We start from the raw sequence: 14100 nt of genomic DNA on the forward strand, positions 1-14100 counted from the left end.
ACGGAACACCCCACCCCACCCCCGAAGCAGCAGCGTCCAAGGCGCACAACCAAAAGCACGCCGCCGGAGTAGCCGCTGTGGACGTATCCCTCGATGCAGTTGCTGCCGAGCCCGTCATGGCGGTGATCCCGCCCCTGCCTTCGTTGCCTGCGCCTGCCGCACCTACTGATGCCAGTGCCGGTGGGATGGTGCCGTTGCGTGCCAGCAGGGCCGATGGCGACGACGACGACGAGCTTGTGCGGCCCGATTCTTCCGAATTGCTGGAGGGTGATGACGGGGCCTGGGGCCGCGGGGAGAGTGTCACACCGCCCGGGGATCATTACGTGCCCGTCGTCCGGGTGGGGGATGGGGATGAGGACATGGCTGCTTGGGATGACGTCAGCGAGTCTGACTGGCTGACCGAGCGGGACGGGAGGATGGCTGATGCCTGATTCTTCGGCGGAGCAGCAGGTTCCGCGGGCGGTGTGGCGGCGGACGGCCTCGGGACCAGCGGTGGCTGGCTCGGATGAGCCGTTGCGGTGTGGCGGGCCGGAATTGAGCACCGAGGAGCGTTTCCAGCTCATGCGGGAGCGGCGGCGGGCCCGGCAGGCCGCGGAGGCCGCTGCCAAAGAGGAAGAAGCTCCGTCCAAGCGCGTCTCGAAGGTTGAGGACGAGGAGGACGAGGACAAGGCGGCCGAGCGGTTCCGTAACGACCGGTACGCCGTCAAGCTCCTGCATCAGGACAACTCCGTGTGGGGTGGCAACGACTCTGGGTCGGGGATGCTCGGATGAGCACGATCACGGTCAAGCGGCCGCCGCGAGCGGCTGGGCCGGAAGCACCTGACGGTGAAGTTGAGCTGCAGGAACCTCCCCTGATGGCGGAGGAAGCGCCGCTGGACTTCCGGTCGTTCGCGATGATCGTGCCGATGGGCCTGGGCATGGGCGCCATGATGGCGATGTTCGGCCTCTACAGCCGAGCCCCGATCATGTACGTGATGGGCGGCGCGATGGCCTCGGGCATGCTCCTGATGGGCGTCATGCAGATCGGCAAGGCGGCCTCGGACCGTAAGCGCAAGATGCGCGGCGAGCGGCGCGACTTCCTGCGCTACATCGCCCAGCTGCGCAAACAGGCCCGCACCGCAGCCGACCAGCAACGCCAGTTCGTGCTCTGGAACAACCCGCAACCGTCCTGGCTCTGGTCGATCGCCATGAGCAGCCGCCTCTGGGAACGCCGGGCCAGCCACGACGACTTCGGCCGGGTCCGCATCGGGCTGGGCCGGCAGAACGCCATGCTCAAGTTCTCCCCACCCTCCACCAAACCCATCGAGGACCTGGAACCGCTCGCCTCCATCTCCCTGCGCCGCTTCTCCGAGGCCTACCGCACGGTCTCGGGCATCCCCATCTCGGTCGGGCTGACCAGCTTCACCAGCATTGAATTCGAAGGACCGGCAGACCCCGCAATCGATCTGGTACGAGCAATGGTCGCCCAACTCGTCACCTTCCACGCCCCCGACGAACTGCGGGTGGCCGTCCTGGCCGCCGAGGTGCACCGGGGACCATGGGACTGGATCAAATGGCTCCCGCACAACGCCCACCCGACCGCCTTTGACGCGGCCGGTCCGGTGCGCATGTTCGCGGGCACCCACGACGACCTGATGGACCTGCTCGGCGCCGAGATCACCGATCGCGGCGACCATGACCGCAACGCCCGGCCGTCGGCCACCGAGCCGCTGGTCGTGATCATCGCGCACCTGGCCGACCTGCCGGACAGCTCCCGGTTGCTCGGCGCCGGGATGCGCAACGTGGTGCTGCTCGACCTGACCGGCGCCATGCCCGGTGGCCCCAAGGTGCTGCGGCTGACCGTGTCCGACGAGGACGTGCAGTTTCCGGCCGGCGACACGGTTGGTTCGGCCGTACGCGATGAGCTCGACACCACGCAGTGCGAGGCGCTGGCCCGCATCATCGCCCCGAAGCGCACCAGCGGCACCCTCGATGTGGTCGACGAACCGTTGGAAACCAGCTTCGAGCTGACCACGCTGCTCGGCATCCGCGACGCCAACTCCTTCGACGTGCAGGCACTCTGGCGGTCCCGGCAGTCGCAACGCAACCGGCTGCAGGTGCCCATCGGCGTCACCGAGGACGGCGAGGTCATCGAGCTTGACCTCAAGGAATCCGCGCAGGGCGGCATGGGCCCGCACGGCCTGCTGATCGGGGCGACCGGGTCGGGCAAGAGCGAGCTGCTCCGTACGCTGGTGGTAGCGCTGGCCGCGACGCACAGCTCGGAGATTCTCAACCTGGTCCTTGTCGACTTCAAGGGCGGCGCGACCTTCCTGGGCATGGAGAAGCTGCCGCACACCTCGGCGGTCATCACCAACCTGGCCGACGAGTTGCCGCTGGTCGACCGCATGCAGGACGCGTTGAACGGCGAGATGACCCGGCGTCAGGAGCTGTTGCGCGCCAGCGGTTACGCGTCGCTGTTCGACTACGAGAAGGCGCGGGCCGCAGGGGCGCATCTGGTGCCGTTCCCGGTCCTGCTCATCATCGTGGACGAGTTCAGTGAGCTGCTGTCCAGCAAGGCCGAGTTCATGGACCTGTTCGTGAGCATCGGGCGGCTGGGGCGCTCTTTGGGCGTACACCTTCTGCTTGCTTCCCAAAGGCTGGATGAAGGGCGCATCAACCGGGTCGAGGGCCACCTGTCCTACCGGATCGCGCTGCGCACGTTCTCCTCGATGGAGTCCCGGTCGGTCATCGGCGTGGGCAAGGCTTATGAGCTGCCCCCGGAGCCGGGAAACGGCTACCTGAAGCTGGACACCACCAACCTGGTCCGCTTCAAATCGGCTTATGTTTCCGGTACGTACACAGGTCGCAGCCTGACCGGTGGCACCGCCGACGATGACGCACCGGAGCTGGACATCGTTCCGTTCACCACCCGGCAGGTGGCGATCCGGCACGACCCCGGACGCGTGCGGCCGACCGAGGACGCGGTGGAACCAGCCGACGCCCCCGAGACGCTCACCGGGCCGAGCCTGCTGGAGGTCATCCTGGACCGGCTGGCGGGTTCGGGTCCGCCCGCGAGGCAGGTCTGGCTGCCCCCGCTGTCCGCCGCGGCGAGCCTGGACACCCTGCTGCCCAGCGTCGTCCCCGACCCGGTACGCGGCATGACCGTCGACGACCCAGCCGCTCAGGGCCGGCTGCGCGTGCCGGTCGGCATTGTCGACAAGCCCCAGGAGCAGCTGCGTGAGCTGCTGATCGCCGACCTCGGCGGCGCCGACGGTCACGTGGGCATCGCCGGGGCCCCGCAGAGCGGCAAGTCCACGTTGCTGCGCAGCCTGATCCTGGGCCTGGCGCTGACCAACACCCCGCGTCAGGTGCAGTTCTACGGCCTCGACTTCGGCGGCGGCGGCCTCTCCTCGATTGCCGGGCTGCCGCACATCGGCTCGATCGCGACCCGCATGGAACGCGACCGGGTGGTGCGCACGGTCCAGGAAATCGGGCAGGTCATGGAACGCCGCGAGGCCGAGTTCGCCGCGCGCGGGCTCGACTCCATGCAGTCCTACCTGGCGGCGCGCGAGCGCGGCGAGATCGACGACCCGTTCGGGCACGTGTTCCTGGTCATCGACGGCTGGTACACGATGAAGCAGGACTTCACCGAGCTGGAGACCAAATTCCAGGAGCTGGCTTCGCGGGGGCTGTCGTTCGGCATCCACGTCATCGTCACCTCCACCCGGTGGTCGGAGATGCGCACCTGGTTGCGTGACCTGCTCGGCACCCGGCTGGAGCTGCGGCTGGGCGACTCGATGGAGTCCGAGGTCGGCTCGCGCAAGGCGGCCACCGTGCCCAACCAGTCCGGCCGGGGCCTGACCTCGGAGGGGCTGCACTTCCTGGGCGCCCTGCCGCGCATGGACGGCAGTTCGGACATCGACGACCTGGCCGAGGCGACCAAGTCGGTCACCGAGGAGATCAGCACGTTCTGGCCGGGGCCGCCTGCTCCGGCCGTACGGATGCTGCCCACCCGGCTGCCCGTGGCTCAGCTACCAGCACCGGAGCGCGACTTCAAGGTCTGCCTCGGCGAGGACGAGCAGCGGCTGGCCCCGGTGTGGCACGACTTCATGGCCACCCCGCACCTGCTGGTGTTCGGCGACAACGAGACCGGCAAGACCAACATGCTGCGGCTGGTGCTGCGCGCGATCCAGCAGCACTACACGCCCGAGCAGGCCAAGGTCGTGCTCGGTGACTCCCGCCGTGACCTGGACACCGCGATCACCGACGACTACCAGGTCGGGTTCGGCTTCACCGGTGACAACCTGTACGAGCTGGCCGGGCAGGCATCGGTCTCGATGAACCGCCGGGTGCCCGGGCAGGACATCTCCTCGGAACGGATGCGCCGCCGCGACTGGTGGGAAGGTCCGGAGCTGTTCGTGGTGGTCGACGACTACGACCTGATGACCAGGGGTTCCGGGGTCGGCTCGACGCTCGACCCGCTGCTGCCGCTGCTGGCCCAGGGCTCCTACATCGGGCTGCACCTGGTCATCGCGCGCAGCACGTCGGGGGCGATGCGGGCCATGATGGACCCGGTCATCCGGCGCATGTGGGAGCTTGGCACGCCGGCGACGCTGCTGTCGTACCCGAAGGAAGAGGGCAAGTTCCTCGGTGAGGCCGCCCCGCGCCGCCTGCCTGCGGGGCGGGCGCAGCTCGTCACCCGGCGAGGCGTGAAGCTGATGCAGACCGGTTACGTGGAAGGGGGCCGCGGGTGACCACGGCGCTGGACGGTGGGCTGTGCCGGATCACGGTGATCGGCCCCGACCGCAAGATCGACCTCGCGGTGCCGGCCACCACCTCGGTGGCCGCGCTGCTCCCGGTGCTGCTCAACCACACCACGACGCCCGGGCGCGCGCCCGAGGGCGATGCCGGCGACGGCGCGTGGGTACTGCAGCGCCTCGGCGAGCAGCCGTTCGAGTTGTCCGGCACGCCCGAGAGCCTCGACTGGCTCGAAGGCGAGGAGCTATACCTGCGCCGCGCCGAGGACCCGCTGCCCGAGCTGGACTTCGACGACCTGGCCGAGGGTATCGCCACGGTGGTCAACCGGCGCAACGACCGGTGGCAGCCGGAATACCGCAGGGTGCTGTTCCTGCTGCTCTCGGTGGTCGGCATGGCCACTATCGCCGCGGTGCTGACCAACCGCGGCCCGACGTTGCCGCAGGTCATCGGCTGCGGTGTGGTCGGTGCCATCTTCTTCGTCGCGGCGCTGGTGTGCGCCCGCAAGCTGCCCGACGGTGCGTTCTCGCTGCTGTTCGGTGCCGGGTCGGCCGGCTTCGTCGGGTTGTCGGCGTCCAGCGCCGTGGACGGCGACCCGGTGGGCATCGCCATCAACGAGACGTCGGTGCTGGCGTTCGCGGTGGGTGTGGTGGCCGTGGTGGCGGTGCTGCTGCTGTGTCAGCGCACTGTTACTCCGTACCTGCCGCCGGCCCCGATGCTCGTTGCCGGGGTGACGGCACTGGTGTCTGTCGGTGTGCTGTTGCTGCAGTCCGCGTCGCAGATGACCGCGCAGCGTACGGCGGCCTCGGCGGTGGCGATCATCTTCGTGGTCATCGTGCTGGCCCCGCGCGCGGCGGTTAAGTTCGCCCGGTTGCGCGGCCCGCAGCTACCCAAGACCGGTGCCGACATGACGTACGACATCGAGCCCGCCCCCTCCGACGAGGTCCGCAACCGCACCAACGAGGCCGACACCTACCTGAGCGTGGCCATGCTGACCTCGGCGCTCGTGCTGCCGGTGGTCTTCCACTACTCGATGGAGGTGCCGGGCTGGGCCGGATGGACGTATGTGCTGGTGGTCGCGAGTGCAATTTTGTTGCGCGCCCGTACCTTCCTCGGTTTCTGGCAGCGGATCGCCCTGACCCTCGCCGGTACCGTCGGCGTTCTGATGGTCATCATGCGGCTCTCCCAGACGCTCACCCCCGGCTGGCGGTGGGTCCTGTTGAGCGCCCTGCTGGGGGCGATGATTCCGCTGGTCATGGCCGCTTTGCGCCCGTTCCCCCGGCGGATGCTCCCGTTCTGGGAATACTCGGCGACGTTCTTTGACGTGGCCACCGGCGTGGCGGTCCTGCCCGTGCTGGCCCAGATCCTCGGCCTGTACGTGTGGGCCCGGGGACTGTTCGGGTAGGCGGGGACGGTAGCGCGTGCAGACTCAACGGGATCACGTCCACGCCCACACGTTCATGGTGGGCCGGCTCAGCTCCGCCCTGGTCGAGGGTGACCCGACGCGGGCCGAGATCCCGGGGCGCCGCGCCCAGACCGGCTTCCTGATCGGCGTCATCCTGGTCCTGCTGGTCACCGGCGGCTTCGCGGTGTACGGCTGGATTGTGCCCGGTGGCAGCAAGGCCTACCGGCAGGCCGGCGTGATCGTGGTGGAGAAGGAGAGCGGCAACCGCTACGTGTTCGTGGACGGTGCGCTGCACCCCACGCCCGACATGACCTCGGCGATGCTGATCCAGGGCTCCAACGCCAAGGTGAAGCTGATCTCGCGCAACTCGCTCAAGGACGTGCCCCGCGGCATCGCGCTCGGCGTGACCAACGCGCCCAAGGAGATCCCGGGCGCGGACAACCTGGTGAAGGGGCCGTGGCTGACCTGCCTGCCGGGCTCGGTGGCCACCGGCCGGCCGGTGAACGGCGTGGGCGTCAACCTCGAACCCAAGACGGTGTCCGATCCGCTGCCCGCGCAGAACTTCGCCGTGGTCCGCAGCGAGAGCGGCACACCGTATCTGCTCGCGAACCACGTGAAGTACAAGGTCGAGGATGACGCGGTGCTGGTGGCCCTCGGCGCGGGCAGCATCGACCCGCCAGCGGCCCCGGACATGTGGCTGGACTGGCTCGGTGACGGTCCGTCGCTCGCCCCAGCCAAGATCAGCGGTGCCGGTCAGCAGGGGCCGGAAGTGGGCGGGAAGTCGTACCGGGTGGGCATGCTCTTCCGGCAGCGCTCGGACTCCGGCGTCGAGCAGTTGTTCGTGCTGCGCAAGGACGGTCTGGCGCCGCTGAGCCGCACCGAGTTCCTGTTCGCCGACGCCAAGGACAAGAGTTCGCCGGTCGATGTGGACCCGGCCGCGATCGTGGACGCGAAGAAGTCGCCGGACAACTCCCTGCTCGACCGGCTGCCCGACCTGGCCTCGCTGCGCCTCGCCGACGCCGACGGCCGGGCGTTGTGCATGCGCCAGCAGCCCGTCTCCGCGCAGGACTTCTCCAGCTTCGTCGTGTACGCCAACCGCAACGCCTCCGGGGTGAACGGCGACGGGGGCACGTTCGTGCTCGCCCGCCCCACCTCCGGCATGGCCGTGTTCGCCGCACCCGCCACCTCACGCACCGTAGCGCCGCCGGTCAGCTTCATCTCCGAGGAGGGCACCGCCTACCGGCTGGCCAGCACCGACACCGTCGCGGCGCTCAAACTGAACACCGTCACACCCATCCCGTTCCCGAAAGCCCTGCTGGCCGCGCTGCCACAGGGACCCGTGCTGAGCCGTCAGGCCGTCACCGGCCTGCCGAGGGGGTAGAACCATGGCATCCGTGATTCGCAGCATCCTGCGCGGCGGCCGGGGCGACGAACCCGGTGGCGTCGTGCAGCACACCGTTGGCAACGCGCTGGTGCTGCACGCGGAGGACGCCATCAGCTCCGAGGCGCAGTCGCTGGCGCTGTCGGTGGTCGAGGACGCCGAGAACGACGTGGTGGTCCTCGACCTGGGTGATGGCATGCCGATCGGCTCCTGGGAATCCATGGCCGGAGTGCTGCCGCGCCGCCGCCGGGGGATCCGCCTGGTGGCGTGCGGCCGGCACCACAACGCCGCGGCGATGGCGGGGCAGTGGCTGTCGGAGCGCTTGAACCGTACGGTCATTGCGCCCGATGGTGTTCTGGTCCGAGGCTCGGCCGGCGCGCTGTTCGTGCACTCAACCCCCGGCAGCGGTTGGGTCCGCTTCCGCCCCGGCAAGCCGCCGACCTGGGACTCCAAGCGCTATCCGACCCCCATGTGGGACAAAGCGGCCACCGACAAGCGCGCCTCCAGCGCCACCGGCGAGATCGAACCCCTGCCCGGCGGCGTCTGGATCCACGACACCCGCGAATCGGAGATCGTCGAGGAACACCGCAAGCGCCTGGTAGCCGACGTGCCCTGCCAGCCCGAGACAATGACGGTGCTGCTGGGCTGCCCTGGCACGGCGCCGCTGTCGCTCGACGACGTGGTCCGCTTCTGGCGCGAACTCGACCCCGACAGCCGCCTGCGCACCCGCTTTGTTCAATACGGCGACGTCCGGCTGCCCGAAGGCGAGGCGTTCGGCCAGGCTCTGGCCGATCTGCTGGGCACGCAGGTGATCTGCTACACCGGCGTCCCGGTAGGAGCACCCCACAAATTCGAGATTCGCACGGTACGTTCAGACGGCGTGCTCGGCTGGCCCCCGTTCGCCCTGGAACTCGGCTACGCCCCCCGAGCTCACCCCAACTCCAAGGCCCGCCGCCCCGCCGTTCTCAGCCACCGCGGCCCGTTGCGCTGGACCGAAGAAGTAGCCCCTCGCGTCTACTGGTACGCCCCCGACGCCGTGGTAGAAGTAGTCCAAGCCGGCCTCTGGATCCGCGCCGCCGACGAACCCCCCAACGCCGAACGCGTCCGTGCCACTCCGCTGGACCCCGAGGGCAGCACGCTCATCTACGACGACACCGTGGACGAGCAGACCGCCCGCATGCGCGAACTAACCGAAGACCTGGCTGCCCGGGTCGACCCCAGCGTCGGACAGGACACGGCCCTGTTCCCGGCTTCGGTGCTGGTACCCGGCCAGCGTCCGGCGGGGCGAGCCGAGGCAATCTTGCGTGGCAGCGAGGCCACTTCGCGCTCGGCGGAGGCGCCTTACGCGGTGCAAGCCCCACCCCCCGCAGCGTCCATTGTGGCTGGCCCGGCGGTGGAGGCTGTGGTTATCGAGCCGGTTGAGCCTACCGTGGTGCAGCAGCGCTTCGACGTGCGCGAACTCCAGCAGATGGCACAGGCGATGGGCCAGCCGGAGCAGATCCGCGCGTACGCGGCGCCTGCCGCGGTTGAGCTTGAGTCGCGCGGGTCTCGCGTGGTTGAGCCGGGGCCGGCTGAGGCTGTGGCGGGGCGGGCGGTTGCGATGCCTTTGCCGCCTCGGGAACAGGTCGCGCCTGGGGGTGCGGTTCAACCGGTGACGCCTTCCGCCGCCGACCCGCGGCCGATCAACCTGGCGGGCTCGCGGCACGCAACCGGAAGCTCCGAGCCGACCCGGCCAGCCGGACCGGTCGCCGCGGCCGGACCGGTCGCTTCGGCTGGACCTGTCGCTTCGGCCGGGGTTTCGTCGGTGCCGACGCTGCCGGCGGCCGTTTCCTCGTCGTCCGAGTTGCGGGCGCCGTCCGAATTGGTCGGGAAGTCTGAGCCGGACGGTGGATCTGAGCCGGTTGCAGCGTCCGAGCCGGTAGCCCCACCCGCGCCAATCGCTCCTCCCGAGCCGATCGCCCCGCCCGCACCAGTTGAGCCGCCCGCGCCCATCGAGCCGCCCGCGCCAATCGCCCCGTCGCAGTCGATCGCCTCGTCGGAGTCGGTGCCCCCGGCCGCACCCGCCATCGCGCCGCCTCCGCCCGTTGCTCCGTTGGCGCCGCCCGCTGAGCCGGTGCAGGTCACCATCGGAGTGACCGAACCCGTGCAGGTAGGACCCATCCAGGTCGAACCCGTCGACCGCACACCGCCGCCCAGCAACCCAGCCGGCATCGAACCTGCGGAAATCGGCGTCGACCGTCTTCACCTGCTCGACCCGTCCGCACCCCCCGCCCCGCCCACGGGCCTCACTTCAACAAACGTGGCAGCCTCAGCAAACGCGGCAGCTCCCGCAAACGCCGCAGCACCAACGCCCAACACAGCAGCCTCGTCGAACGCCGCAGCGCCCAAGCCGGAAGCCAGGAAGCAGCCCGAAGCCCACCTCGAGCCCGTCCCCCCGCCGGCAGCCTCGGCCCTGCTCCCGAAGCGCTCCCTCGAAGAAGAACGCTCCTGGCTGCGCCGCACCCTGAGCCGCGACTTCGACGTCATGGCCAGCTCCGTCTCACGCCTGATGAGCGAGCACCCCGGTTTGCAGGCCAGCGGTGCGCTCAGCTCCAATGACGTGCTGGCCGATTCCGTGGCGGTGCGGCTGTACCTCAGTCACCGCGGCAGTGGGATTGACGTCGGGTTGCGGTCGGGGGCCAACGGTCCGCATGTCCCGTTTGCGCGGTGTGCGGTCAGTGGGTTGTCGCGGCTGCCTTCGTTCCGAGGGACCACCGTTTTCCGCACCACGCCCACCGGGGCGGAGTGGGATGAGTACCGCAGCCGGCGGATCGTTACGGACTGGGCTTTCGTCAATGTGCTCACCGCGCCGTGTGCTGGGCAGGACGGGGACACTGACGTTCTGGTCTGGTCGATGACGGCACGGCGGACTGCGGTTCTGGAACCAGAAGGCGATGACCGGGTACGCGACCGGGTGCTGTTCTTGCCTGGCACGCACTACAAGATCCTGGAGCTGCACGAGCCGTCGAACGGTGAGCGCGGGGCCATTCTGATGCGGGAGATCGGCGCCAACGAGATCAGTGATGATGGCCGGGTTGATCCGGACCGGGTCTCCCTGGACGAGCTGGCCGCCACATCGTTGCGGCGCAGCGTGGAGCGCTGGGCGAACACCGAGCCGCAGCGTCGCGTCGGGCCCGGATCGGAAGGCCGCTTCGGTGTGCTGCCCGGCCTGGCCAGACCCGCCAGCCGCGAAGAGGGGAGCAGCCGATGAGCCGTCAGGTCTTGGTGGTGGGCGGCGGGAAGCCGGGCGCCTACCCGACGATCGGGGCCGCGATTGCCCGGGCCGAGGCCGGCGCCACGATCACCGTGCATCCCGGGCGGTACGTGGAGAAGCTCGTCGTCGGTAATCGGATCACGATCGCGGCCGAGGGCGGCCCGGTCGAGGTGTCCGTCGAGGAGGGCAGCGTTCTCGTCGTGCACGGCGAGGGCGCCCAGCTACGCGGCATCACCTTGGCCAGCACCGACCCGAAGCTCGCCGCGGTGGACGTGTATTCCGGTGAGGTCGCGCTCGACGACTGCCGGGTCTCCGGGGCCGCCTGGGTCACCTTGCTGGCCCGCCTGCAAGGGTCGCTGGCGTTGCGAGGGTGTGAGGTCCGCAGCTCCACCGGAGCGGGCATCGTGGTCATGTCGACCGGCACCAGCACGATCGAGGACACCCTGGTCACGGACGTGGCCACCTCGGGCATCGTGGTGGGCGAGACCGGGTCGCTCACGTTGCGCCGGTGCACGATCCGGGGCACGGGCGCCAACAGTGTCTGCGTGAACGGCGAGGCGCGGCTGGTTGCCGAGCAGTGCGACATCGTCCGGGCGGGTAAGCCAGCCGTCGTTGTCGAGCAGCGGGGCTGGGCGCGGTTCCAGCGGTTGACCGTCACGGAGAGTGGCAACGTCGATCTGTTCCTGCGCGGTGAGGTCGACGTGGTGTTCAGCGACTCCACGTTCACCGGTGCCACGTTGCAGGCCGCGCACATCGCCGATGGTGCTGCGCCACGGTTCGAGCGGTGCACGTTCAGCGCCGCCGGGCACACCGCCGCGCACGTGACCGGCAAGTCGCGGCCCACGTTTGTCGACTGCACGTTCGCCGATTCGCCGACTGGCATCAACGTGGATGGGGAGAGCGCGCCGCGGTTCGAGGGCGTGACCGTACACGGAACCAAAGAGAACTTGGCAGTTGTCAGTGGTTCTGCCCAGGCTGTCGTCCAGCGGTTGCGCGCGTCCATCACCAGCGGCGCGGGCCTGCTGATCAAGGATGGCGCGGTGCTGAACGGCACGGACCTGGAGGTCGAGGCGGGCGGCGCCGTTGCGCTTGACGTGCGTGCGGCCAGTCGCGGTGGCATCCGAGAAGCCCGATTCACCGGTACGTCCGCAAGTGTCCTGTCCATCAGCGGCGGCTCGTCCTTGACCGTTCAGTCCGCGCTGATCCGCGGCGCCGGCGTGCAGGTCGCCGATGGTGAGTTGCAGCTCGGCGACAGCGAAATCCTCGAAGCGCCCGGCAACGGCCTCGACGTCGGCGCCGGCGGCAGCGTCACCGCGAACCAGACCCGGGTACGCCGGGCCAGCCGCACCGGCATCTCCCTCACACCCGGTAGCCGCGGGGTCTTCACCGACTGTGAGGTGCTCGGCAGCGGCGCCAATGGTTTCGAGGTGGACACCACCGAACCGGTCACCATCAGCAGGTGCACCGTGCAGGAGTCCGGTGCCGAGGATGTCCGCCGCGGTGAGGGTGCCCAGCTCACCTGCGACCTGCTGTCCACCCGGCGGGCGTCGCAGCCGTCCTCGGCCGTGCCGGTCAGCCCGGCGCCCCCGCAGCACCAGCCGGAGACACCAGAGCCGGTCGGCGACACCTCCAGCACGCCCGAGGACGAGCTGAGCGGGCCGCTGCGCGAGCTGAACAGCCTGATCGGTCTGCGCGGCGTGAAGCACGAAGTCACCGCGCTGATCAACCTCATCAAGATGTCGCAGGTCCGCCAGCAGATGGGCCTGCCGATGCCGCCGATGAGCCGGCACCTGGTCTTCGCCGGCCCGCCCGGCACCGGTAAGACCACCGTGGCCCGGCTCTACGGATCGGTGCTCAAGGAACTCGGCATCCTGTCGCAGGGCCACATGATCGAGGCCGCGCGCGCCGACCTGGTGGGCCAGTACATCGGCTCGACCGCTATCAAGACGACCGAGCTGGTCACCAAGGCGCTCGGCGGCGTGCTGTTCATCGACGAGGCGTACACCCTGTCGGCGGGCTCCGGCGGGTCCGGCCCGGACTTCGGTCAGGAGGCCATCGACGCGCTGATGAAGATGATGGAGGACCACCGCGACGAACTCGTGGTGATCGTGGCCGGCTACTCGGAGCTGATGGAGAAGTTCCTGGAGTCCAACCCCGGTCTCGCGTCCCGCTTCACCCGTACCGTCGAGTTCCCGAACTACTCAGTGGACGAACTCGTCACCATCACTACGAACCTGTGCAACAAGCACTACTACGAGCTCACCGATGACGGGGTGACCGCGCTCACCACGTACTTCGAGCGGATTCCCCGCAATGCGACGTTCGGTAACGGCCGCGTGGCGCGCAAGTTGTTCGAAGCCATGATCAACAATCAGGCGTCGCGGCTGGCGATCACCCCGCCGTCGAAGGACAACGAGCTCAACCGGCTCACCGCCGAGGATCTGGCCCCCGAGCTGGACCTGCTCGAGGACCTGCCGGTGGAGCAGAACGAGCAGCCCGACGCGGCCAGCAACCCGGCGGGCGCAATCAATGCCACCCGCAGCTGGCACCGGGTCTGCGCCCTGGTCGGGGCGACGCCGGTGCGCGATGCGGTCGGTGCGACGCTGCTGCAGCTTTGCGAACTGCGCAACCGGCGGCGGGCGTACGGCAAGCATGCGAACGTGATCGTGACCGGGCCCAGCGGAAGCGGCCGCAGTGAGTTCGCGCGGCACTACGCTGCCGGGCTTTCCGAACTCAACCTGGTGCCGGTCGGGCAGCTGATCCGGGTCACCACCCGCCAGGAGCTGGCGCCGCAGTGGCCGGGGCAGGCCGGGAGCCTGGTGGAGGCCGCGCTGCGCGACGCCGAGGGTGGCGTGCTGATGGTCGACTACACCGACGACGGCACCGGCGCAGGTCCGGACATCATCGAGCAACTGGTGGGCCGGATGCGGCCCGCGCTCGGCGACCCGGTCGTCGTGCTGATCGGCGAGGACCAGGCGCTTCGCGAGTTGCGCGCAGCCGTGCCAGCGGTGACCGAAGTGTTCGGGCAGGACTGGGCGATGCCCGGCTATTCGACGACGGAGCTGGCCGAAATCGTCGTGCGGCACCTGGTACGCCGGGGCCACGAGGTGCCCGACGACGTACGCGCCGCGCTGGTCGATCTGGCCGCCGGGCTGCCCGAGCGCACGGTCCGGGCGGCGCACCTGTTCTCGTGGGGCCTCACCCGTACAGCCGCATCCCGCACTTTGGCCCTCGCCGACCTCAACGGCCTCGCCGGCCGGACCACCACGGGCACCGCCGCGGCCACCCGCCAGACCGGTGGCCTGGCCGCAGTGCTTTAGCACCCGG

The 14100-nt window shown here is 69.6% G+C and carries 6 protein-coding genes and 1 pseudogene; all 7 read left to right on the forward strand.

All coding sequences use genetic code 11. From position 1 onward, the window contains the following. A pseudogene (locus TFC3_RS02485) lies at window positions 1–431 on the forward strand (hypothetical protein); the annotation flags it as partial. Continuing rightward, a complete protein-coding gene (locus TFC3_RS02490; RefSeq protein ID WP_067495006.1) occupies window positions 424–771 on the forward strand; it encodes a hypothetical protein in 348 nt (115 codons plus the stop codon). The pseudogene TFC3_RS02485 and the gene TFC3_RS02490, both read left to right, overlap by 8 nt. Continuing rightward, window positions 768–4733, forward strand: coding sequence for a type VII secretion protein EccCa (gene eccCa / locus TFC3_RS02495; protein ID WP_067495009.1), 3966 nt, complete (start codon window positions 768–770; stop codon window positions 4731–4733). The genes TFC3_RS02490 and eccCa overlap by 4 nt, the downstream gene beginning before the upstream one ends. Further along, complete coding sequence (gene eccD, locus TFC3_RS02500; RefSeq protein WP_067495012.1) at window positions 4730–6139, forward strand: type VII secretion integral membrane protein EccD; 1410 nt, start codon at window positions 4730–4732, stop codon at window positions 6137–6139. Before eccCa ends, eccD begins: the two co-directional genes overlap by 4 nt. A 16-nt stretch (window positions 6140–6155) precedes the next feature. Then, window positions 6156–7520: a type VII secretion protein EccB gene (eccB, locus tag TFC3_RS02505; protein WP_067495015.1), complete on the forward strand. Its 1365-nt coding sequence runs from the start codon at window positions 6156–6158 to the stop codon at window positions 7518–7520. Between the two features lie 4 nt (window positions 7521–7524). Next, on the forward strand, window positions 7525–10770 hold the full coding sequence (locus tag TFC3_RS02510; protein ID WP_067495018.1) for a hypothetical protein: 3246 nt from the start codon (window positions 7525–7527) through the stop codon (window positions 10768–10770). After that, a complete protein-coding gene (locus tag TFC3_RS02515) occupies window positions 10767–14093 on the forward strand; it encodes a right-handed parallel beta-helix repeat-containing protein (RefSeq protein WP_067495021.1) in 3327 nt (1108 codons plus the stop codon). Before TFC3_RS02510 ends, TFC3_RS02515 begins: the two co-directional genes overlap by 4 nt. Window positions 14094–14100 lie beyond the last annotated feature (7 nt).

The organism is Actinoplanes sp. TFC3 (assembly GCF_001553785.1).
In the GTDB taxonomy this organism is placed as follows: Bacteria; Actinomycetota; Actinomycetes; order Mycobacteriales; family Micromonosporaceae; genus Actinoplanes.